Origin of the sequence: Leptospira weilii serovar Ranarum str. ICFT (assembly GCF_000332415.1) — a bacterium.
Taxonomy (GTDB): Bacteria; Spirochaetota; Leptospiria; order Leptospirales; family Leptospiraceae; genus Leptospira; species Leptospira weilii_A.
This window is the reverse complement of the sequence record NZ_AOHC02000021.1, coordinates 91,479-114,199: the sequence shown is the minus strand read 5'-3', so window position 1 is coordinate 114,199 and position 22,721 is coordinate 91,479. Positions and strand designations below refer to the sequence as shown.

The window sequence follows — 22,721 nt, the reverse complement described above, 5'->3', positions numbered from 1 at the left end:
TTAATCGATCTCCAATTGTTTGAGTTTATACTGCAAAGATCCCCTGGAAATTCCAAGGGCACGGGCCATTCGGATCTGATTTCCGCCGAACAATTTTTGAGCCAGAAGAATTTTCTGCCTCTCCACTGCCTCCACCGCCCTTCGGAGATCCAGATCCTCAGAATCCGGAATCGTCAACGTCCGATCCCGAATTTTTTTCCGGTCCAGAATTCCGATCTCCGAACCGGAAGAACTCAAAATAGATTCCTCTAAAAGATTGCGCAAGCCGGAAAGATTATTCTCAAAATTCATTTTTAGAATCTTTTGTAGATTTTCATCCGACAAACGAAGATCCTCGCGGCCTATCGACTCTTTCAAATCATCCAAAACCAGTCGAATTAAAGAATTTTTTTGAGAGGAATTAAGTGTATCTAAACTAGGAATAACAAACGTTCTTTGGAGGAGAAATTCCCGGAACGGCCTGAAAATTTCGTTCGGCTCCACACCCTCAGTTTCCGTAAAAATGAGTCGAAAATCTTCGGAGCCGCCCCCGGAAAGAATATTGAAAAAGAACTTTTGCTGAACGGAAGTGAATTTCTCCACGCCCTCGATCAAAATCGTACCAGAATCGGTCATCCGAATCCACTCGTCCAAAGATTTCTCTAATTTAGAAAATTGTTCGGGCAAAAAACCTAGGACCAAAATCCCTTTTTCGGGACTCAAATTTCGATGCAGCCATTTACCTAGGGTTTTTTTTCCGGAACCGACAGGACCGGAAATTCGGACCCAAGAATTTTTACCACTGAGCCAATCCGGTAAAGATTGAACGCCGGAAATTTCCGCCAAAAACTCTCCAATACCTTCCTTTTTAAGGAAATCGACTCGAGCCGAAGAGGAAGAATGAGCCCGTAAAACGGCAATACTCGGACGGGGATTTTCCGAGATTTTTTTGGCGAGTAAGGTCCAAAGTGCAAGGATTGCGTCGGAAGGTTTTACCAAAAATTCTACTAGAAAAAACCCTTCCAAAAAAGAGTCTCCTCGAATTCCGCCGACCAAACAACCGATGGCCTCCGGATGAAAAAGATCAGATTCGACGGAGGAAAACCAAAGGGGAGAAAAATCGGAGTTTAGATAAAGTTTGTCTAAATTTCCGGTTGCCCTAGATAAAAAAGAATAGAAAAAGCCATCATCGTCATAACCGGAATTAGCAACTTCCACTAAGGATTTACCATGGTCAAAACTCAAAGTTAAAACGCCACAAACTCCGTTAGAAATACGAACCCACTCCTCCAGAGCATTCGAAAATGCATCCCTTTTGAATTGAATGGACGGCTGTTCTGTAAAAAAAAGATTCAATAAAGACGGATGCACAAAAGAAAGATGTTTAAAATTAAGCATCTTGTCAACCAAGTACAGGAGGGAATGTCGGACGTCCGACAGTAATCTTTGGAAAGAATGAATATCTCAGGAAAAAATAACAATTTTGGATAAATGATTGAAGATAAGAAACCTTCGCTCCATCTGGGAACAGGACCGAACCTAAGCGAACTCACTTGATTTTTGAATGCAAAATTTCCACAAATCAATACCCGGTATCGATAAGGATTCAATGTCGGATGTCCGACAATAGAGTATAAGGTAGAATTCATGATAGTTGTATCCATAGCAAACCAAAAAGGCGGAGAAGGTAAAACGACAACTTCTCTCAATTTATCCATGGGGCTTGCGCGAAGAGGGAAAAAAACCCTGCTCGTTGACATAGATCCTCAGGCAAATTCCACCGGCATATTTACAAATCCGGAAAGTGTAGCGAAGTCGATGCATGGTGTTTTCAACTCGAGGATGACAATCAAAGAAATTATGATAGAGACGAGGCAGCCCGATCTATTTTTGGCTCCTTCTAAAATGAACCTTGCAGAAGTGGAGACGCTCTCCGGAAGCTCCGTAGACGCACCGTACATCCTAAGAGACTCACTTCAAGGAGTGGATGGAATCGACTTTTGCATCATCGACTGCCCGCCCAGCTTGTCTATCTTTACGATCAATGCGCTCGTCGGATCCAACTATGTAATCATTCCCCTTCAGGCTGAAAAATTTTCCGTCGATGGGATCGTGGGACTTCAGCAAACAATAACAAGCATCAAAAAAAGAATCAACCCGAACCTCGAAATCTTAGGCGCCTTGGTAACTCAACTCAAACCCCAAACTCTATTGACAAAAACCATCATACCTGTTTTAACAAAATACTTCCGCATCTTCGAAACAAGCATCTCGGACGGGGTTGCAGTTGGAGAATCTCACCTTGCTAAAAAATCCGTATTCGAATACAACAAAACCAGCAAACAGGCTCAAGAATACGAAGGGTTTATAGAGGAGTTTTTGAATGAGCTCAAAAAGTAAACGACTTGGCTCTCTCGCAGATGTGTTCCAAGCTGAAAAATTAGAAGGGACCGTTAGAAAAATTCGACTCGATAAAATTCTCCCGTCGGAAAACCAACCGAGGCAAGATCGAAAAAAAGGAGTCGAGGATCTTGCGAGAAGTTTGGAGCAAGACGGACTTCTTCAACCCATCATTGTCACAAAACAAAATCCAGAAGACGAAAACTATAGAATTGTAGCGGGAGAAAGAAGATACCACGCAGCCAAACAGCTCGGCTGGACGGAAATAGAATGTAAAATTTTAGACCGAAACGAAAAAGAAACCTTTCGACTTGCAATCATAGAAAACCTTCAAAGAGAAAACCTATCCCCTTATGAAGAAGTGGAAGCAATGTCACACTTAAAGACGAGCTTCAAATACACGGACCAAGAGTTAGGAAATCTTTTTGGAAAAAGTAGAAGTTACATGACGGAACTTCTCGGAATCTCAGGTTTGAGCAAAGAAGAACTAAGGTCCTGTAAAGAGGCAGGGATTGAAAGTAAAAATCTATTAATCCAAGCCGTCTCCGCTTCTCGAAAAGGAACCTTCTCCGAATTCTTAAATTTGTTCCAGATAGGTACGCTTAAAACCGTAAAGGATGCAAAATCTTTTAACCGAGAAGAGGAAAATTTATTTACACCTAAAATCACGAATCCCGTAAATCAGAAAATTTCAAATTCGAAATCAACGGAATATAAGATTACAAAAAAACAAGGTTTGATCCAAATCAGTTCCGACAACGAAGTGTTGTTAGGCGAAATCTTAAAACTAATCAAAAAAGAAATTCGTAAAAAATTCGAATCCATATAATCTTCATACGCAATGTCGCTTAATAAAATTGTTAAGCGACATCAAAAAAGTACAAACATGTACTTAGCAAAAGAAATTACCAAAAACAAAGGGAAAGGGGTCAATAGGATTGACAAACCCCGACCTAAAAAGTTTAATGTGACATAATATAGTAAACGGAAATATAGTACCGAGCCCAAATCCTAAAGGATTGAGGCCGAAGGCATATATCTGATCCGGACGAAAAAAATCCCCTGGCTAACCAGGGGCCGGATTCTCCCGAGGGAATGTTGTTGGATGAGACATAAGTATCATTATGTCGGATAATGTCAACTCTCTTCGGAATTTTTGCTTAAAATTAATGTACTTTCCCAAGAGGAGGGTCCCGAAAGAAAAATGGGTGAGCATTATCCTTACATAAAATTCTACGCAGATATCATCGAATCGGGTGTCTGGGCCAACCTATCTTCGGCCGCAAAAACGCTTTACTTAGTGCTGCTTAAATTTAGTGATCAGCACTTTAAGCCAGTATGGCCAAGTACGGAAAAACTACTAAAGCTAACAGGATTTAAAACCAAAAAATCAATCATACAAGGAAAGAGAGACTTGATCCAAGCGGGCCTGCTTCAAGTTACACCGGGAACGGGACATACAAGTTCCCGGTATTATTTTTGTTTCAACTACCAAGGGACCAAAATTCCACCTCAGGGGTATATTCCGGGATACCCTGGGGGTGAGGAAATTGGGAACTCAGGGGTGCCAAAGAAGGGAACCCAGGGGTTTGAAGAAGGAGCCCCAAACCATATCAATATAACCATAACTAACAATCAAAACCAAGAACTAGAAAAGAAAAAAGCGCAATTAAGTTTAAGTGGAATAGAAGAAAAATACGGCACACCCATTTTAACCGAGGCGCTTACCATCGCCAAAGCAAGAGGAATGGAAACGAATCTAAGATATGTGCAGGGGATATGTAAAAATCTAAGACGAACAGACGTGCCGGAATTTAATCAAAACGAGGAAGCCACATATCCAAAGGACAATACGTGGAAAGGATTTTTGCAATGGTCAAAAGACCGATTGACACGAACGAGTATCGAACAGCTGGAAAGAGTCAAGGTGGAGCCGGACGGAAGAACACTTTGTATATTGGAGCCGCTACCCGAGACCTTGCGAATGATCATAGCAAAGTACTTCACAGAGGAAATCCGTCCACCGATATTGGTTATATTTTCCGCAAAAAACGAAGAAAATCGAACTACATCCGTAAAATATTAAAAAAGAGAACAGGACAAATCTTGAATGAACTCTGAATCCATACGAATCAGCCACCCCGGTTTGATCAAAATACGCGAAATCAAATCTACAGGAACATACGATTTAAAGGAAGGAAAGTTACTCCGATATACCGAAACCAAAAGTTCGCCGGGAATTTCCGCACTAACGCTCCACTTTGAGGAAATTTCCAGCCTCAATCAAATACGACTTCATTCGAATTTACAAGAAGCGTCCTTTTTTCCGGACACATTTCGATTTGAGATTTCCATGGACGGAATCGTTTGGGAACCGATTTTACAAGAGACCGGATTTAAGCGATTGAACCAAAAAACGGGACAATGGAATTTCTCTTTGGTTCAGGCAAAATATTTGAAATTGATCGGCCAAGTGTCGGAGAAAGACGGTTCCGGAAAATACAAAATTTCTTTGGGTCAACTGGAAGTCGGAATTTCAGGAATCGTTAAAATTCAAGTGAGTACGGAACACGATCGATTTTGGGTGAAAGAGAATTTGATCGACCAACGACCCGACTATGGTTGGTCGTCAAAAGAAACTCCGAAACCGGGAGAAGAATTCTTTTTAGTCGATTTGGGATCCGTCAGTCGCGTGAATGAGTTACGACTTTTGACGCCGAAACTCGAACCGACCTTTTTTCCGGAAAGTTTTATCGTTTATTACAGCGAAGACGATTTATCTTGGAATCAATTGTTGGAAGAGAATCAATTCTTATCCGAGCCGGGCGTTTGGTATCAGTGGAGATTTTTACCGACAAACGTGCGTTATCTGAAACTCGTCGCCCGCCAGAAAGAGAAAAAAAATCAGGAATTCTATCAATCAAAAATCGTAGAGCTGGAATTGTATGCGACTCCGCACCTGAACGATTTGACGAATAAGCCGACTGCAGAGCCGCTTCCCTATGCGACGGTTTTAAGATCCGGATTGGTCCGATTGTCTGTGGACGGAGAAAATTCGGAAGGGGTCGCGGTTCAATCCAACGATAGACGACTCCGAGACGCGTCCACCGAATACAAAGGAATTGTCGAACTTGCCGGAGACGGAGAAGAAAAAGAAGGAGTTGTCGTCCAGGGAAACGATAAACGCCTAAAACATGCGACGGAACTCGCACACGGACTCGTTCGCCTGGCGTCCAATGGCGAAAATCGGGCAGAACGAGCAGTGCAAGGAAATGATGACCGTTTGCGAACAGCAACGGTGTCGAGCCTTGGAATTGTGGAACTCGCAGAAAATGGAGAAACAAAAGAAGGCGTAGTGGTTCAAGGAAACGACGAACGATTGAAAATCGCCACAACGAAAAAATACGGACTTGCGATCCTTTCCGAGCCGGGTGCGTCCGAACCGGGAAAGGCCGTAACCGCAGACGATCCTCGAATCAAAAAGGCAAATACGGAATTTTCCGGAATCGTTCGTTTTGCAAAAAGCGGAGAAGAATCCTCGGAGGCCGCCGTTCAAGGAAATGATAAACGCCTAAAAATCGCCACAACGGAAACTTATGGAATCATTCAGTTGGCGCAATCGGGAGAAACAAAAGAAGGTGTAGTGGTTCAAGGAAACGATAAACGGCTTCGTAACGCCACCACGTCGTATCCCGGAATCGTGGAAATAGCAACGCTTGGTAGCGGCGCACCGGGAAAGGTCGTTTCCGCAGACGATCCAAGGTTATCCGACAAGAGAGATCCGAAGTCGCATACACACGATTACGCGCCTTTGGATCACGATTTCAGTTCTCATACCGGTTTTCTGAAAGTAAAAGGAAATACGGAGGCGGCTTATACGAATATCTCCCCTCCTCCGGAAAATCACTCTCCCATTTACGGAAAAAATGAAAGTGAAAAAGGGGCTGGGATCGTCGGAGCGGCTCGTAACACGGGCCTTATCGGTTACGGAGAAAAATTCGGAGTTCGAGGAGATTCTTCGGACAAGGACGGCGCCGGAGTCGTCGGTCTCGCCAAACGAGGGTTTGGTGGAATTTTTCATTCCCGATCGGGGGTCGCCCTTTTTGCGACGGGAAAAGGAATTCCTTCTTTTGGAGAAGTCGGATCCGGCAAGGCGTTTCTTGCGGAGGGAGAATCCGAATTTTCCGGAACTGTTCGAATTTCGACGGGAAAAAATGCGGACTGTATCGCGAGGTTTTTCTCCGTAAATCCCTCGGACGTGATTTCGGAAGGGGATATTTTGGTGATGGGAGAAGACGGCCGATTACAGAAAGCAAAGGCGGCTAACGCAACTCATACGATTGGGGTTGCCGTAAAATCGGCGGCGCTTCTTTTCGGTGACCCAGCTCCTTCCGACGGAACTTATTGGTTGGTTGCCGTTTCCGGTGTTGTAACTGTAAATGCGGACGCGTCCGCTTATCCCATTCAACCGGGGAGTTTACTTGTGACCGGTTTGACCGGAGGACATGCCGTTCGAATTTCGGCGGAGTCTCTGCGTCCCGGATGTCTTTTTGGAAAAGCCCTGACCCCTCTCCGCGGCGGACGAGGGCAGATCCAAATTCTTCTCTGCTTTCAATGATCGGGAGTTTATGAAAAAAATATCTGAAATTTACGGCGCCGAAAAAGGGCCGGTGTATTCGTTTGAATTCTTTCCTCCGAAAACTCCGGAAGGAGATTTGAAACTGATGGAAACGGTGAAGGAATTGTCTCGTCTCGATCCGGATTTTGTCACGGTAACCTACGGCGCCGGAGGTTCGACGAGAGATAAAACCGTGCAGATCTTATCCGAGATTTCGAGGAATTATTCTTTTCCTACGGTTTCACATTTTACTTGTGTCGGCGCCGATCGAGATCGGATTTTGGAAATTCTAAAAGGAATTCGTTCTTCCGGGATCGTAAACTTGATGGCTCTTCGGGGAGATCCTCCCAAAGGGGAAGGAGAGTTTAAAAAAACCGAAGGCGGTTTTGAAAACGCGACGGAACTTGTCTCCTTCATTCGTTCCGAAAATTTGGACTTTTGTATCGGAGGCGGTTGTTATCCCGAAAAACATCCCGATGCAAAAACTCTCGAAGAAGACGTGAGAAATTTGAAGCTGAAGGTGGATGCAGGAACGGATTTTTTGGTGTCTCAGCTTTTTTTTGTGAATTCTATTTTTGAAAATTTTTTGAACTTGGCGAGGAAAGTCGGAATTAACGTTCCTATAATTCCCGGAATTATGCCGATCACTTCATTTTCTCAGATTGAGCGGTTCCGTTCGATGGCCGGTTGTGGGTTCCCCTCTTCTCTCATCCAGGATTTGCAAGAGGTCGAACACCGTCCCGAAGAGTTTTACAGGAGAAGTTTAAACTTCTCCGTAAAACAATGCAGGGAGTTGCTTGCGATGGGAGTTCCGGGAATCCATCTTTATACTTTGAATCAATCTCATGCGAGTTACGACATTGTGAGGGAGTTGAAGGGCGGTTCTCTTTAAGTTTTGAGCCTGTTCGGCGAGGCTCGTTACTTGCAAAAAGTATGATTTTCTGATATTAGAACAGATCCTTTTCCTTTCCGGAAGGGAGAAACCCCGCGTCCACGCCTTTCTGATAAAGCGTAAAAATCGCGTCTCTACCTACAGAGCCGAGCGATCGCGTGAATTCGTTCACATAAAGACCGATATGTGCGTCGACGACTTCTCGGGTCGTATCTTGGGAATGTTTGAGGATATATTCGTAAGTTGTTTCTCGATTTTTATAAGCAAGATCAAGGCTCAACTTCAGGGAAGAATCAAAATTCTCCTTCCACTCCTTTTCGAGATCTCTTCGAAATGCGATGGCGCCTAACGGAATGTGTTTGCCGGTCGTTTCCTCCCACCATTCTCCTAAGTCTTGAAATTTGGAAAGGCCCTGTCTTTCGTAAGTGAATCTTTCTTCGTGAATCAAAACTCCGAAGTCGGATTCTCCGGACAAAAGAAGAGGAATGATTTTATCGTATCGAACCGCAGTCGCTCGGAAATCGTTTTTTAGGAAAATTTTTAAAAGAAGATTGGCCGTCGTCAATTCTCCCGGAATGAGAATTTTTTTTCCTTTGGGGTTTCCGGGCTTGTTTCCTTTTTTGTAAACGAGAAGCGGCCCGCAGTTTCTTCCAAGCGCCGATCCGGAATCCAAAATGGAATATCGATCCATCACCGAAAAGTAGGCTGCAAAAGAAAGTTTTGTGACCTGATACTTTCCTTGGAACGCGGCCCGATTCAATTCTTCCACGTCGTGAAGTTCTTCCCGAACTCGAAATCGTTCGGCGACCTTGCCATGTACAAGATGATAAAATAAAAACGTATCGTTGGGACAGGGGGAATAGGCTAAACTGAATTCCATCGTTTTTGTAGTTCGTCTTACCGAGCGGTCCTAACAAGAGACCCTTGTTGATTTGTTTATCGGCGTAAGATCATTTTTATATTTCGCCAAAAAAAGAAAACCCATTCTTGCAATTCGTTTTTTAGGAATCTCCGGTCGTCAACTTCGAACAACGCTTTGGATACGGGAAGAAACTTCCGCGAGACACGTTATACGACATAGCAACGAGAAAGTCGCTCCGGTTTTAGCGGAGAATCGGAGTGTTCTTTTTTGAGGCGACCGGTTCGCAACTTTTGCACGCACCGTTGTAACAACCGAAATCGTCGTCGTCGTTACCCGAAGGTTTGCCGATAAATTCTCGAATGACGGACAACAAAGGAAAAAAAAGCCGAACCGCCGTTAGACTCACGATCGTATATACGATCCAATCCTGTGTTTGTATATCCAAGTGCATACTTCCAAATTGAAAACCGGTCTCAATAAAGTCAACGGAAACTTTTTTAAGGGAATGACACTTCTTTGACAATCAGAGCTTTAAAACGGGTATAGTTCTTTTATCGATATGTGGTCCACTCTGCAAGTTTATCATTCGATTCAAAAGGATAGAGAGAATGTGGAGATTCCAGGTTCCTATTCTTGGATGACTTGTATGCGTACGATTTGGATCGCAGACAGTCGGATACACGCAGAACCTTCCGGGCTTTTCACTACCTTAGAAAAGTATGATGGTTACGAAGGTTATCGTTTTGTGCTTGAGGTCATTTCCGGCCTTCATTCCAGACTTTTGGGTGAAACCGAAGTGCTTGCACAATTTCGAGATAAGTTCAAAAATTCCTCCCTCCCCTCTTCCGCCTTCGGGGACTATCTTGCCAGGTTCAGAGACAGTCTGATTCAGGATTCGAGAAGTATTCGTTCCCGTTATCTTCAGAATATCGGCGAACAATCTTACGGAGGTCTCGCCAATAAATATCTGAAAGACCAAACCTCGGTTTCTCTTTTGGGAACGGGACAACTCGCCGAAAAAATTCTTCCTTGGTTGAAAAATCGAAACGTGACTCTCGTCGGCCGGAACGAAAAACGTTTATTAGAACTTTCTAAAGAATCCGATATTTCCCTACAATTGTTAAGCGACTGGAGTCCTTCCACGGAAGCGATTGTGATCGCGGCGCCCTTGGACCTTTCTTCTCATTTGGATTTGATCGCAAACGGCGCGGTTGTGGTCGATTTCAGGGAGGTCCCTTTGGAAGAAAGATGGCCCGATACCGTTCAATACGTATCTTTTGCAGCGATGTTGGATTCGATTCGTGAAGTCGAGGAAAGGGCCTTGCAGATTCGGGAAAGAATTCGGCCTGCGTTAGACGAAATCGTGGAGGAGCGGGAACTCGAAACGCAACAATTCATTTTCGGCTGGGAAGATCTGACTTGTCCCGCGTTCTAAAGATCGGTTCCCGCAAAAGCGCTCTCGCAAGACTTCAAACTTACCTTGTACTCGGCGCCCTAAAGAAAAAGTTTCCGGACATTCAAACCGAACTTCATTTTAGAGAAGCTTCGGGCGATCAGGATTTACAAACCCCTCTCTGGAAAATGGGAACAAGGGGCGTTTTTACGCAAGATCTCACAAAGGATCTCGTGGAAAAAAAAGTGGATCTCGTGATCCATTCCTGGAAGGACTTGGATTTGGAAGACCGTCCCGGAACGACGATCGTAGGCGTGTTGGATCGAGCGGACACAAGAGACGTCCTACTTTGGAAAAAATCCTCTCTCTCCAAACATTCTCCCGGCGAACTGAAAATCCAAACCTCTTCTCCGAGAAGAGAATACAACTTAAGAAAATTCTTATCTAAGTCGCTTCCTTCCCGTTATAAAAATGCGGACTTCGACTTTTTGCCCGTTCGGGGAAACATTCAGACGAGAATCCGCAAATGGAAAGAGTCGGACGCCGACGGGCTCGTACTTGCAAAGGCCGCTCTCGATCGACTTTTGTCGGAAGACTTCCCGCACTCAAACGAATTAGAATATCAAGAAATACGAAAGTTCTTAAAAGAAGTTCTGAACGATTCCGTGTTTCAGGTTTTTCCTCTTTCCTTCAATCCGTCCGCTCCCGCTCAGGGAGCGATCGCCGCCGAAGCAAGAACCGAAGACGTTTGGGTTTTGGATTTGATCCGATCTCTGAGTAATCCCGCGACGGTGGCCGCAGTCGAAGAGGAGCGAGCCATTCTAAAACGATTCGGCGGGGGATGTCATCAAAAGATCGGCGTTTCCATTCTTCCGAAATCTTACGGAAAAATTTTATACCAAAGAGGACTGACCGACTCGGGGGAAACGTTGGAGATCGAGGAACAGTTCTCCGATTTTTTGGCGCCGCACGCCGAGTCCGTCGCAAAAGTATATCCGGCTCCGGGAGAGGCGTTGAAACAAAAACGAATTCCTTTGGATTCTTCCCAAGGATTTGTTCTTTCCGTTGACGGTAAAGAACACAGGGTCGTTCTTCCCGAAGAATTGATCTTAAAAGATTGGCTCGTAACACGAGGGAACGCGTTTCCGAATTTGGATCCTGTTTGGGAACATAAGGGACTTGTTTGGACGTCCGGTTTGAAAACTTGGGTTCAACTCGCCGAAAGGGATATTTGGGTGTACGGTTCCTTGGACGCCCTCGGGGAAGAGGAACTTCCAAAACATTCCATTTTTGGAATGTCTTTGGATTTCGTGAAATGCACTCACGTAGGTTCCACGGAAATCGCTTCCGACTTGCCGCGGGTTCTTACGTATCAAACGCAGGCGTTGGAAGATCACCCGGATCTTTCCGAAAAAACCCATTTTTTTTGGATGAGCGCCTCTCAGTTCGATAAAGCCCTTTCCCTTTACCCTCGGATCCGAAATCGATTTCACTCTTGCGGACCCGGAATTACTTCTTCCCATATCCGGAAAGTTCTGGGAGAATCCGCAAACCTATCCATCTTTATACATTATAAGTCCTGGCTTCAAAGTTTAGGGCTCGAAGAATTCAAAGGAAAAGACCTTGGAAACCAAACAAAGAAGAATCCGACTTAACGTTTCGCTCAGAGATCTTGCGTCTTCGGAAAGTCTAAATTCAAAAAAACTAATACAACCTATTTTTATCGCGGAGGGTTTGAAAGAAAGAGAAAGGATGGATTCTCTTCCGGGTGTTTATAGGGACACGGAAACTTCCGTTTTAAAACAAGTGGAATCGGATCTTAAAAAGGGAGTGACACAGTTCATTCTTTTTCTCGTTCCGGAACGTAAATCCGATTCGGAAATACCGAAATCTTTTTACGAACGTTCCATTTCCTCCTTAAAGAAAGAATTTCCGAACGCCTTTTTGTGGATCGATACTTGTATGTGTTCTCTCACGACTCACGGCCACTGCGGACTTTTGCACGCGGACGGAAGTATCGATAATCCTTCTTCCGTTAGACGTCTTTCCGAAATCGCTTTGACTTACGCTCGGTCCGGCGCGGACGGAATCGCTCCAAGCGACATGATGGACGGAAGAGTCAAAAGTCACCGTTCCATTTTAGATACAAACGGTTTTTCGAATATTCCAATTTTAAGTTATTCTACTAAGTTTAAGAGCAATTTTTACGGACCGTTTCGTGCGGCCGCGGATTCCGCTCCGGGCCACGGGGATCGTTCCTCGTATCAAATAGACGTTCGTAATCGGGAGGATTCGATTTTTTCCTCGATCCGCGATCAAGAGGAAGGCGCCGACTTTCTCATGGTCAAACCGGGAATGACTTCCATCGATCTCATCCGTCCGATTCGAGAAAAAACCGGACTTCCGACCGGCGCTTATCAGGTCAGCGGAGAATACGCTTCGATCCATTACCTTGCCCAAAACGGTTTTTGCGATTTCGACGCGGCTTTGTTAGAAACCTGGCGGATTTTTTCCAGAGCGGGCGCCGCTTATTTGATTACGTACGCCGCAAGAAGAGGTAAGGAGATTTTATCTTGAGCCAACATTCATCCGATTCGAAATTGATTTCCGATTTTTGGAAAGGGAAAACTTCCGAAGAACTTTTTGAAAGAGCCAAAAAAGTTTCCCCCGGCGGAGTCCATTCTCCCGTTCGTTCTTTTCGTTCGGTGGGAGGAACTCCCGTGTTCTTCGCTTCCGCGAACGGAGCCACGTTAACCGACATTGCAGGCAAGGAATACTTCGACTATTGCCTGAGTTTCGGTCCTTTGATCCTGGGACACAGGGATCCGGAAGTGGAGGAAGTGGTTCGTGAAACCGCGGGCCTTGCTTGGAGTTTCGGAGCGGCGGAGCCCTACTCTCTGGAACTCGCCGAGTTTATAACGAGCCGGATTCCTTGGGCCGAAAAAGTTCGTTTTGTGAATTCGGGAACCGAAGCGGTAATGAGCGCGCTTCGTGTCGCACGCGCCGCGACCGGAAGGGAAAAAATCTTAAAGTTCGACGGATGTTATCACGGTCATTTGGATGCTCTTCTCGTAAAGGCCGGCTCCGGTCTTGCGGGAGAATCCTCTTCCGATAGCGCCGGGATTTCCGCGACTTCGATCGCAAACACTCTTGTACTTCCCTTGGACGACGAAACGGCCGTAGAAAAAATATTCGAGACCGAAGGAAAAAATATCGCGGCTCTCATTATCGAACCTCTTCCCGCAAACTACGGACTGCTGATTCAAAGAAAGGAATTTCTTCTTAAAATCGTAGAGGTCGCTAAAAAACACGGAACGTTAGTCGTCTTTGACGAGGTGATTTCCGGATTTAGAACCGGTCTTCAGGGAATGGCCGGTTTGTCGGGAATTCGTCCCGACCTTGTGACCTACGGCAAAATCATAGGAGGCGGTTTTCCGGTCGGTTGTTACGCGGGGAGAAAGGATCTTTTGGATTTGGTCGCGCCTTCGGGTCCGGTTTATCAAGCGGGAACCTTAAGCGGAAATCCGTTCGGTATGAGGGCGGGTCTTGCTACCTTAAAAAAAGCGGAAAGGGATTCCGTCTATACCGTGTTAGTTGAAAGAACGAAAACTTTTTCCGATGGAATGGTAAAACTTCTGAATGAAAAATCGAATCAGGAATGGGAAGCGGTGACACATTCTTCCTTGTTTTGGTTCCGAAAAAAAACGCCTCAGCCCGTGAGAAGGATCGATCAAATTCCCGAAGGACATAAGGAAGGGTTTGCAAAAGTATTTCATGTTTTGCTAAAGAACGGAATTTATCTCGCGCCTTCCGGTTACGAAGTCGGATTTTTATCCTGGGCGCATAACGACGACGTCGTCGCAAAAACTTTGGAGATAGCTCAAAACGCTCTCAAAGAACTCTAATGTCGTATTTTTGGAAAAATTCTAGAATTCTGTTTGCGATCGTCTGGTTGTTTGTCACCGTTTCACTCGGAGTTTGGTGGTTATTACTCGGGCTAAAACTTACGAACACCGTTGCCGGGCTCAGCGCCAAACTGGATTCGTCCGCTTCTTCGGAGAGTCTTGCGGTTTTGGAAAGACAGAGTAGAATGATCAAGATGGAAGGAACTTTTTTTCTTTCGATGCTTTTTCTCGGAGGCGCCACTTTGATTTGGCTCTCGTATCGCGATATTCGAAGGAACAAGATGATTCACGATTTTTTTTCCACCGTAACCCACGAGATGAAAACGCCTTTGGCGAGTCTTCGTCTTCAGGCCGAAAGTCTTCAAGAAGAGATGCCCAACCCCAACGAAAACAAACTCATTCATCGATTGTTGATGGATTCGGTGAGAATCGAATCGCAGATGAACCGAGCGATGTATCTTGCGAGTCTGACAAGATCTGAAATTCTTTATATAGAAAAAACGAACGTGCGCGAAATTTTTCTTTCGATCGGAGAGGATTTCCCCGAGTTGAAAATCGATCTTACACGATTGGAAAACGTTTTCGTTTTGGCGGACAGAAAGGCGCTCGAAAGTATTTTTAAAAATCTCGCGGAAAATTCTTTGAAACACGGCAAGGCTCAAGTCCTCGAAGTGATCTCCGAAAAACAAAAATCGAATCGGGTTCTGATTACGGTTGCGGATAACGGGTCCGGATTTAACGGAAAATACAAGGGTTTGGGAATTCCTTTTCACAGACACGGAAGTACGAGCGGAACCGGGATCGGATTGTATATTATAAAAAAGTTAATGAAGAAAATGAAAGGTAATATGCGAATCGTTCCGAGCGCTTCCGGCTTTAGAGTGGACTTGAATTTTCAGGAGGTTGCGTTTTAAGATGAAAGCCAAACTCTTGTTAGTCGAAGACGATCGTTCTCTCGGAGAAACTCTTCAGGAACGCCTGCAAAAGGAAGGATACGATGTCTTTTGGACCGTCTCCGCTATTTCAGCGAAAAAATTGGTCAAGGACGAAAAACCTCATCTCATTCTTTTGGATGTGCGTTTACCGGACGGAGACGGATTTACTCTTGCGGAAGAACTGAAAGAAACAAAAGACTGTCCTCCGTTTTTATTTTTAACCGCACAAGCGGGGGCGCCCGAAAGACTCAGAGGATTCGAACTCGGAGCGGAGGAATTCATTCCGAAACCGTTTCATCTCAAGGAACTTCTGCTTCGCGTTAGGCACGTATTGGAATCGCATAAACATTCCATCGAAGAGACCAGATTTTTTTATAAGGACTACGTTTTGGACTTTCAAGGATTTCGGATTAAAAAAGGAAACGAAGAATTCCCGCTTTCCAAAAGAGACTGCGCCCTACTCCACTTCCTCGTGACCGAAAGGGATCGTACGGTCAGCCGCGCGGAAATATTGGATAAACTTTGGGGAGAGGAAAGTTTTCCCACAAACAGAACGATAGACAATTCGATCGTAAGACTTAGACAAGCGTTCGGCGAAGAAGGTGAAAGAGTGATTCGATCCGTAAGAAGTGTAGGTTATCAATGGACCGGGGAAATCAAAAATGTCGAGTAAACGATATTCCAACGCCGTCGGCGGAGTCGCGCAAAAGATTCCACCCGTATGGATGATGAGACAAGCGGGCCGTTATCATAAACACTATCAGGCCCTGAGACAAAAATATTCTTTTGAAGAACTTTGTAAAATTCCGGAGCTCGCCGCGGAAGTCGCCTTCGGTCCCGTAGACGAATTTGATTTTGACGTCGCGATTCTTTTCTCCGATATTTTGTTTCCTCTGGAAGCGCTCGGAATGGGACTTAAATATACGGACGCGGGACCGAATTTAAGTTTTGCGATTCGTTCCAAAGAGGATCTGAAAAAATTGAACTCCGTAGAAGATTCAATTTCCTTTATGCAGTTTCAAAAAGACGCGATGAAACTGACCAGGGAAAAAATTCCCAAAGATAAATCCGTCATAGGATTTGTGGGCGGACCTTGGACCTTGTTCACTTACGCGGTTTCCGGAAAACACGAAGGAAATCTTTCTCTTCCGAAAACTCTTACCGAAGTTCGGAATGAATTTTTGGAGAAGATAGTCCCGTTCTTAAAAGAGAATATCGCGTTTCAACTTGCAGGCGGAGCCGAGTTGATTATGATCTTTGATACGGCGGGAGGAGATCTTTCGCCCGAGTTTTTTCGTGAGATCGTATTTCCCGGAATAAAAACCTTGGCCGACAGTTATCCCGGTAAAGTCGGATATTATGGAAGAGGAACGGGTTCTCCGCATTTTCAAACGATTCGTGAGATTGCAACCCTTGCGGGTTTCGGATTCGATCATAGATGGGATCTGAAAGAAGTTTTTAAAAATGAAAAAAGAATGGTTCAGGGGAATTTCGACCAAACCTTATTGTTTATGGAAAGGGAAGAATTTAAGAAAACCTTAAAGTACTACTTAAGCCCGTATCGTGATCTTTCGCCCGAAGAAAGAATCGGTTGGGTCTGCGGACTCGGACACGGTGTGATGCCGAAAACTCCCGAAGACAATGTGAAAACTTTCGTAGAAATCGTGAGAGAGACGTTTCAATGACGGCTACAAAAGAACTGATTGCAAAATACGATATCCCGGCGCCTCGATATACGAGTTATCCCACCGTGCCGTATTGGTCCGAAAACCCGACGCTTGAGGAATGGTTGAATCAGGTGAGAAATCGTCTTCGTTCCGAAACTTCCTCCCTTTCCTTATATTTGCACATTCCGTTTTGTGAAACTCTTTGTTCTTTTTGCGGATGTAATACTTCGATTACAAAAAACCATTCCGTGGAAGATCCTTACGTCGAAACCATTCTATTAGAATTCTCTAATTATCTAAAGGAGGTTCCGGAAATTTCCCAAAGGGAACTGAAAGAGCTTCATCTCGGAGGAGGAACTCCGACGTACTTTTCCGAAAAAAACTTGGAAATTCTTCTGGATTCCATATTAAAAAAAATGAATGTCTCTTCGAAACCCGAGTTTTCTCTCGAAGTCGACCCTCGCAGAACCAGGGACACGCAGCTTAAAATTCTGCACGATTTCGGTTTTAGAAGGGTCAGCTTGGGAGTTCAGGATTTTGATCCGGAAGTGCAAAGGTTGGTCAATCGTACACAACCTTTCGAGATGACGGAAAGAATCACGGAACTTTCCCGAAAGTTGGGATACACGTCCGTAAACTTCGATCTTATCTACGGACTTCCGAAACAAAATTTGGAAAGTATGAAACGCACCGTGGAAAAAACTTTGGAACTGCGTCCGGATCGAATCGCGTTTTATAGTTACGCGCACGTTCCTTGGCTCAAGGCGGCGCAAAGATTGTTTACGGAAGCGGATCTTCCTTCCGGTTCCGCAAAACGCGAGTTATACGAAGTTTCCAGGGAACTGTTTTTGCAAGCGGGTTACCGGGAAATCGGAATGGATCATTTCGCTTTGGAATCGGATTCTCTTTCTCAGGCTGCAAAAAACGGAAATTTATTTCGGAACTTTATGGGTTATACCACTAAAACCACGGACCTGCTTTTGGGTCTCGGGGTTTCCGCGATTTCGGATAGTTGGGATTGTTTCCACCAAAACGAAAAAATCGTAAAAAAATACGAAAAACGTATCCGTGAGGAAGGGTTTGCCACACTTAGAGGACATAAGTTGGATGAAGAGGATTTGATACAAAGATCGTTAATTCTGCAATTATCGACGACCGGAAAGGTTGTAGTACCTGAGAGAATTTTGCGAGACGTGAGGCTGTATTTGGCCTCGATGGAAGACGATACTCTAATTAGGTGGGAAGGAAATCTTCTCTCTTTGACCGAAAAAGGTCGACCTTTTCTTAGAAACGTTTGCACCGGTTTGGATCTTAGATTGCGGAGAAAAAGTCCGGAATTGAGGGTTTTTTCAAGGTCGATTTGAAAGGAAAACGGCTTTGTTTTCGGTCAAACAGTCGTCCAAAACATATATAAAAAGGTAAGATGCGAAATTTCTTGTAGATTAGTAGTCGCTTATCGTGGGAAGGTTCGTTGTGAAATCATCTATGAAAAAACTTTTTTTAATCTTCGCCGTATTCATGGTTTTCGTTTTTTCGATTTCTGCGGAAACCGTTCTTTTACACGAGGGCGGAAGTTTTCGCGGTAAGGTAGTCACTCAAAATCAAAAAACGATTACGATTCAAACTAAGGAAGGCAAACGGGTCGTCTCCAAAAGAGAAGTTTTAAAAGTCATTTATAAGGATCTGAGCGAAGAAGAGGAAGAGCGGATCCGAAACGCGGAAATCCTAAGATTGGAAGAAGAAAAACTTTCAAAACAAAGAAATCTTGAACTGACGAAAAAACAAGAGGAAGAAGAACGTCTCAGAAGAGAAAGAGAAGCGGCGGAAAAAAATAAACCCCTTCCTCCTCCGACTCCACCTCCTAAAAAACCGGAGGTTTCCCGTGTCGGAGCGTTTGCAAGATCCGCAGCGCTTCCGGGTTGGGGACAATGGGCGGAGGGCAGAAAGTTTGCCGCGATTATCTACCCAACTCTCTTTTTAGTCGCGGGTTACGCGGTATATGAGAATAATCGCAAGTATATGGTGGCTAAAAGAGAATATGAGAACTACGGAAATCCGTACTCCAAGGACGCACTCGCACTCAGTTCGCTGGGAATCGCAAATCCGACTTTACCTCCCGTGATTTCCGATCCGCTCGCGCTTCATATCTACAATCGGGAGTTCAGCCCTTATCAAGACAAAAGAGAGGCAATGGATAAGGCTTATAAGAATCTTCAAACCAGCATGGGCGTGTTAGCCGGAATTTATCTGATCAACTTGGCGGATGCGTTTATTTTCGGCGGACAAATTTCTTCCAAGGTCGGAATTTCGGACGGAACGACAAAGGGATTGATCTTCGATTACAACCCGATGGCGAATTCCGGAACCGCACAAGGAGGCTTCACTTCGGCGGCGACTTTCGAATCCAAGTATATGTTCGGTTACAGATATCAATTTTAAGATAAAAATCAATCCGTGAATACGCGCCCGCCCGATTATATCGTCGTAGGCGCCGGTTTTACCGGACTTCTCTACGCGGCGCTGGCCGTTTTAAAGGGGGAATCCGTTTTTCTTTATGAAAAACAAAATCGCTGCGGCGGTCTGATCCGGTCCGTTCAAACTCCCTTTGGGCTCGTAGAAACGGCCGCAAACGGAATCCTAAATTCCTATCCTCTCGAAGAGCTTGCGTCCGCGTTTAAGCTGGATCTTCTACCCGCAAAAAAAAAATCTAAAAAAAGATTCATCTGGAAGGACGGTGTTCCCAAAAGAATACCGTTGTCTTTCGGGAGCGCCTTGCGGCTGTTTTACGGAGCTTTTGCGATTTCCGCCGGGATACAACCGGGAGAATCGGTCTATCAATGGGGGTTTCGGGTTTTGGGGAAAGGCGCCGTTGAAAACCTGTTGGAGCCGGGGCTTTCGGGAGTATATGCAGGAAATCTAAAGGATATGTCCGCGGAACTCGTATTGGGAAAATGGATTTCTTCCGAGGGCTCCCTTTTAAAAAACATTCGCGATACGATTCTAAGAAAAAAGACGAAACAAAAAGTTCCGAATCAAAGAAGAGGAACGGTGAGTTTCCGGGGCGGTTTGGGAGAACTTCTAAACGCGATGGAAACAAAAATCAAATCGTCACCGAACTCCAAGATATTACGTTCGGAGGAATCCCCTACTCTGAACTTTCTTAGAAAAAAATATCCGAAGGCGAAAATCATCCTCGCTTGCGGTTTGGAATCTTCCCTGAAATTGTTGTCTTCGAGTATTCCCGTTTTTAAAAAATACGAAAAGATCTGTAAAACTCTAGGTGTTGTGTCGGTCACTCGATTTGGCAACAGACCTCTGCTCGGAAAAAAAACCGGATTTGGAATCCTTTTCCCCCTCGACGCGGGTGTGCGGGCCAGGGGTGTTTTACTCAATTCCTCCATCTTTTCCGGAAGAGTTTCCGAAGGACATTATTCCGAGACGTTTATTTTCGGAGGGGCGTCGGACGCGGAGATCGTAAAACTCAAAGAAAAAGAAATCGTATCCATTTTAGAAGAGGATCGAAAAAAGATCGCGGCTCAAAACGACGAACCCGTCAATCACTACGTAACGATCTGGAAATCCGCGCTTCCCGTATACAACTCCGCTCTCCTTGAATTCAACAAAGAGCTGGATCGTAGTCTGCCCGATGGGATTTTTGTGGAAGGAAATTTTCGATACGGAATCGGCCTGAGTTCGATCCTGGAAAGGGCCTGGAACGTTATGCGAGACGGAAACGGATCACGGATTGATCGGACATTCTCCCGGTTTTAAATTACGTCCTCCTAATTTTTTACACAGACATTCTTTTTTCGGAGCCTCGACGGATTCTAAACAGATTTTTGCCATCGCGTCGATGAATTTCGGATAAATTCCGGGAGCCGGAATTCGGTGGTATTCTACGATTCCGTTTTCCTGTGCGATTTTTTTGAGTTGTTCTCCGATTTCTTCCAGGGTTTCCAAATGATCGCTCACAAAACTGATCGGATATACGGCGACTCTTTTGATTCCTTTTTTTCCGAGTTCTTCGAGCATCGTGATCGTGTTCGGTTCCGTCCACTTCGAGGGTCCTACCCTACTCTGAAACGAAATATGACATTCTCCTCGAAATCCTTTTTCGTAAAGGAGGCGTTTTAAATTTTCGAAGTTGGTTAGGATTTCCTCCCTATATCGATCGCCTTTTTGGATTAGACGAATCGGTATCCCGTGGGCGCTGAATACGAGATCGATCGTTTCCCAGTTCGCAACTTTTTGAAAGGACTCGGAGTGTAAAAAATCTTTCCGGTTCAATCTGTCTTGAAAAAAGTCCAAAATGAGATCCCGAATCGATTCCAAATAAACTCGGGAAGAATGAAACGGAGCCACCCAGCCTTCGAAACTCACGGGACAAAACTTAGTCGTTTGCTCCACGAGTTTGGCCGTGCTCAAAACTGTGGATCTGGAAAAATGAGGATATAAGGGAAGTAGAATATTCCGTTTTGTAGGAACGAGGAATTCCCGATTTAATTTTCTAATATCGGGATAACCGCAGGTCATAGTGATATCACCTTCCCATTCTTCTCCCGTGATTTTTTTAAGAACCTTGGCGATTGCCTCCGCCTGTTTGGAGGTTTCCGAAACAAGAGGAGAACCGCCTCCGAATCCCATAGACTCGTAGGTTTTGGCTACCTTCCCCGCCCTTTTTTTTGCGATCAGTCTTGCGAGGGGTTTTCGGATCCATTCGGGAAGGGGCAGATCGAAAACGAGAGGATCTTCGAAAAGGTCGATCAGAAATTTTTCGATTTCCGAAGCGGCGCGCGGGCCGCCGAGGTTGATTAACAGAATTCTATTTTTCAAATGTGTTACCTTTAATACAAAAATCCGGTCAGAGACAACTCTACGTTCCATTCTTTTAGATTCATGTAATTTTTATAATGGCCTAGATGTTGAGAGAGAATATCGCTTTCATTCAATCCTCCTTTGGTTGCAAAATGACCGTCCCCGAAAAGTCTGTGTTCGTTGAGTTTTATAAACACCAGATAATTTCCGAAAATTCGTCCCGCGCTTGCGTTGAAGTCGATTCCGAAACCCGAAACGTCTCCGATAAAATTGAGAGCCCTTTGATAGTGAAAATCCCTGAAATGTCCCGTCCAAAAAATCCCGGAAAACGAGGTTTCAAAAAACCATTCCCCGTTCGAGTATCGATAACCGAGGCCCAGCGGAAATTCGTAAGTCGAATACGAAAGACTGAGTCCGGAACCGATCCTGTTCAGAAAAACGGGATTGGAATCGAAGAACTGGAGCACGTCATAGAGCACGTATTTCATAAACGTATATTGAAATCCCCCGGTGAGAAAAAGACCTTTCCCTTCCTTTCTAAAATCGGAGTCCGTGTCTCCGAAATATCTTCTTAAGATGAGGGATTGCCTCTGTTGTTTCATAGATAGGCGACCCTTTCCGTCCGCAAAATTCCGGGATCCGATGAACGTGTAAGGAGTATCGTAGAAAGAAAATTCTCTCGTTGAAATTTTGGTTCCTCTTTCGACGGTCGGAGCGCCTAGAAAAAAGTCCTCGTCCCTACCCTCACCCGCGTTCACGTAACGTCCGGTGGTTTTTAAATTCAGGTCTGCCTCCCATTTTTGCCAACGAAGTGTGAAACCCAGTCCGCCGTAGTTGAAGTCTCTCGCGTACGTGATCCTGGAGCCTCCGCGAAGTCCAGAAAGATTCGGATATTTGGTGCCGGTTTCGAAAATATTCTCTCCACCGTTTCGTCCTGCAAGTATCGTAAAGGAGGATTGTCTGATCAGTTTTTGAAAAAAAGTCTCTTCTTGTGTAGGCGGCTTTTCTTTTTCCTGAACGGGTTTAGGAGGTTCTTCCAAGACCGGAGGAGACGCCTGTGTGTAAATCGGACCGATCGATAAAAGATAAATGCCGAGGATCGCTGAGTTTTTTGCGGAGAGTTTTTTTATTTTCATAAGTTTACTTTTGTTTTTGGATTGGGTTCACGGTTTCGGGGTGCAATCATTTCACCCCGTATTATTCTGAGGACGGACGAAGACAGATTAATCGCCCTACCCTACCCACGCAATACAGT

General features: G+C 44.8%; 20 protein-coding genes. 15 read left to right on the top strand and 5 right to left on the bottom strand.

What is annotated here, in order from left to right:
* Positions 1–1,377 (bottom strand): helix-turn-helix domain-containing protein, encoded by a 1,377-nt coding sequence (locus LEP1GSC060_RS06140; protein WP_002998950.1) that lies wholly within the window; start codon positions 1,375–1,377, stop codon positions 1–3.
* 249 nt (positions 1,378–1,626) lie between these two features.
* Between LEP1GSC060_RS06140 and LEP1GSC060_RS06135 the strand changes: the two genes are divergently transcribed.
* The 5 genes from LEP1GSC060_RS06135 (at position 1,627) to metF (ending at position 7,889) form a co-directional block, all read left to right on the top strand.
* A complete protein-coding gene (locus tag LEP1GSC060_RS06135) occupies positions 1,627–2,379 on the top strand; it encodes a ParA family protein (protein ID WP_002999316.1) in 753 nt (250 codons plus the stop codon).
* Positions 2,363–3,208 carry a ParB/RepB/Spo0J family partition protein gene (locus LEP1GSC060_RS06130; protein WP_002998823.1) on the top strand — a complete coding sequence of 282 codons (846 nt, stop codon included), beginning with the start codon at positions 2,363–2,365 and terminating at the stop codon, positions 3,206–3,208. Before LEP1GSC060_RS06135 ends, LEP1GSC060_RS06130 begins: the two co-directional genes overlap by 17 nt.
* A gap of 327 nt (positions 3,209–3,535) precedes the next feature.
* A complete protein-coding gene (locus tag LEP1GSC060_RS06125) occupies positions 3,536–4,465 on the top strand; it encodes a helix-turn-helix domain-containing protein (protein WP_002999141.1) in 930 nt (309 codons plus the stop codon).
* Between the two features lie 24 nt (positions 4,466–4,489).
* Positions 4,490–6,997 carry a discoidin domain-containing protein gene (locus LEP1GSC060_RS06120; RefSeq protein ID WP_002999123.1) on the top strand — a complete coding sequence of 836 codons (2,508 nt, stop codon included), beginning with the start codon at positions 4,490–4,492 and terminating at the stop codon, positions 6,995–6,997.
* A 10-nt stretch (positions 6,998–7,007) separates the two neighbouring features.
* On the top strand, positions 7,008–7,889 hold the full coding sequence (metF, locus tag LEP1GSC060_RS06115; protein ID WP_002998769.1) for a methylenetetrahydrofolate reductase [NAD(P)H]: 882 nt from the start codon (positions 7,008–7,010) through the stop codon (positions 7,887–7,889).
* A gap of 55 nt (positions 7,890–7,944) precedes the next feature.
* Here metF and LEP1GSC060_RS06110 read toward each other — a convergent pair whose 3' ends face one another.
* Together LEP1GSC060_RS06110 and LEP1GSC060_RS06100 are read right to left on the bottom strand one after the other, a co-directional pair.
* Positions 7,945–8,769, bottom strand: coding sequence for a 1,4-dihydroxy-6-naphtoate synthase (locus LEP1GSC060_RS06110; protein ID WP_002999260.1), 825 nt, complete (start codon positions 8,767–8,769; stop codon positions 7,945–7,947).
* A 223-nt stretch (positions 8,770–8,992) separates the two neighbouring features.
* The gene (locus tag LEP1GSC060_RS06100; protein ID WP_036095518.1) at positions 8,993–9,202 is read right to left on the bottom strand and encodes a hypothetical protein; all 210 of its coding nucleotides are present in this window, start codon (positions 9,200–9,202) and stop codon (positions 8,993–8,995) included.
* 108 nt (positions 9,203–9,310) lie between these two features.
* Between LEP1GSC060_RS06100 and LEP1GSC060_RS06095 the strand changes: the two genes are divergently transcribed.
* The 10 genes from LEP1GSC060_RS06095 (at position 9,311) to hemG (ending at position 20,422) form a co-directional block, all read left to right on the top strand.
* Positions 9,311–10,186 (top strand): Rossmann-fold NAD(P)-binding domain-containing protein, encoded by an 876-nt coding sequence (locus tag LEP1GSC060_RS06095; protein WP_002998744.1) that lies wholly within the window; start codon positions 9,311–9,313, stop codon positions 10,184–10,186.
* A complete protein-coding gene (hemC, locus tag LEP1GSC060_RS06090; protein ID WP_002998991.1) occupies positions 10,171–11,799 on the top strand; it encodes a hydroxymethylbilane synthase in 1,629 nt (542 codons plus the stop codon). The genes LEP1GSC060_RS06095 and hemC overlap by 16 nt, the downstream gene beginning before the upstream one ends.
* Positions 11,768–12,721, top strand: coding sequence for a porphobilinogen synthase (gene hemB, locus LEP1GSC060_RS06085; protein WP_002999241.1), 954 nt, complete (start codon positions 11,768–11,770; stop codon positions 12,719–12,721). Before hemC ends, hemB begins: the two co-directional genes overlap by 32 nt.
* Positions 12,718–14,049, top strand: a complete 1,332-nt coding sequence (gene hemL, locus LEP1GSC060_RS06080; protein ID WP_002998690.1) for a glutamate-1-semialdehyde 2,1-aminomutase — start codon at positions 12,718–12,720, stop codon at positions 14,047–14,049. Before hemB ends, hemL begins: the two co-directional genes overlap by 4 nt.
* A complete protein-coding gene (locus LEP1GSC060_RS06075) occupies positions 14,049–14,963 on the top strand; it encodes a sensor histidine kinase (RefSeq protein WP_002999126.1) in 915 nt (304 codons plus the stop codon). The genes hemL and LEP1GSC060_RS06075 overlap by 1 nt, the downstream gene beginning before the upstream one ends.
* 1 nt (position 14,964) lies before the next feature.
* On the top strand, positions 14,965–15,657 hold the full coding sequence (locus LEP1GSC060_RS06070; protein ID WP_002999271.1) for a response regulator transcription factor: 693 nt from the start codon (positions 14,965–14,967) through the stop codon (positions 15,655–15,657).
* A complete protein-coding gene (locus LEP1GSC060_RS06065; protein ID WP_002998860.1) occupies positions 15,647–16,669 on the top strand; it encodes a uroporphyrinogen decarboxylase family protein in 1,023 nt (340 codons plus the stop codon). The genes LEP1GSC060_RS06070 and LEP1GSC060_RS06065 overlap by 11 nt, the downstream gene beginning before the upstream one ends.
* Positions 16,666–18,015, top strand: a complete 1,350-nt coding sequence (hemN, locus tag LEP1GSC060_RS06060; RefSeq protein WP_002999107.1) for an oxygen-independent coproporphyrinogen III oxidase — start codon at positions 16,666–16,668, stop codon at positions 18,013–18,015. Before LEP1GSC060_RS06065 ends, hemN begins: the two co-directional genes overlap by 4 nt.
* Positions 18,016–18,109: 94 nt before the next feature.
* Positions 18,110–19,090, top strand: a complete 981-nt coding sequence (locus tag LEP1GSC060_RS06055) for an LA_0442/LA_0875 N-terminal domain-containing protein (RefSeq protein WP_155119635.1) — start codon at positions 18,110–18,112, stop codon at positions 19,088–19,090.
* Positions 19,091–19,105: 15 nt separating this feature from the next.
* Positions 19,106–20,422 (top strand): protoporphyrinogen oxidase, encoded by a 1,317-nt coding sequence (hemG, locus tag LEP1GSC060_RS06050; protein ID WP_002999210.1) that lies wholly within the window; start codon positions 19,106–19,108, stop codon positions 20,420–20,422.
* Here the strand turns inward: hemG and hemH are convergent.
* Positions 20,390–21,484, bottom strand: coding sequence for a ferrochelatase (gene hemH / locus LEP1GSC060_RS06045; RefSeq protein WP_002998998.1), 1,095 nt, complete (start codon positions 21,482–21,484; stop codon positions 20,390–20,392). The genes hemG and hemH overlap by 33 nt on opposite strands.
* 11 nt (positions 21,485–21,495) lie before the next feature.
* Positions 21,496–22,602, bottom strand: a complete 1,107-nt coding sequence (locus tag LEP1GSC060_RS06040) for a putative porin (RefSeq protein WP_002999104.1) — start codon at positions 22,600–22,602, stop codon at positions 21,496–21,498.
* Positions 22,603–22,721 lie beyond the last annotated feature (119 nt).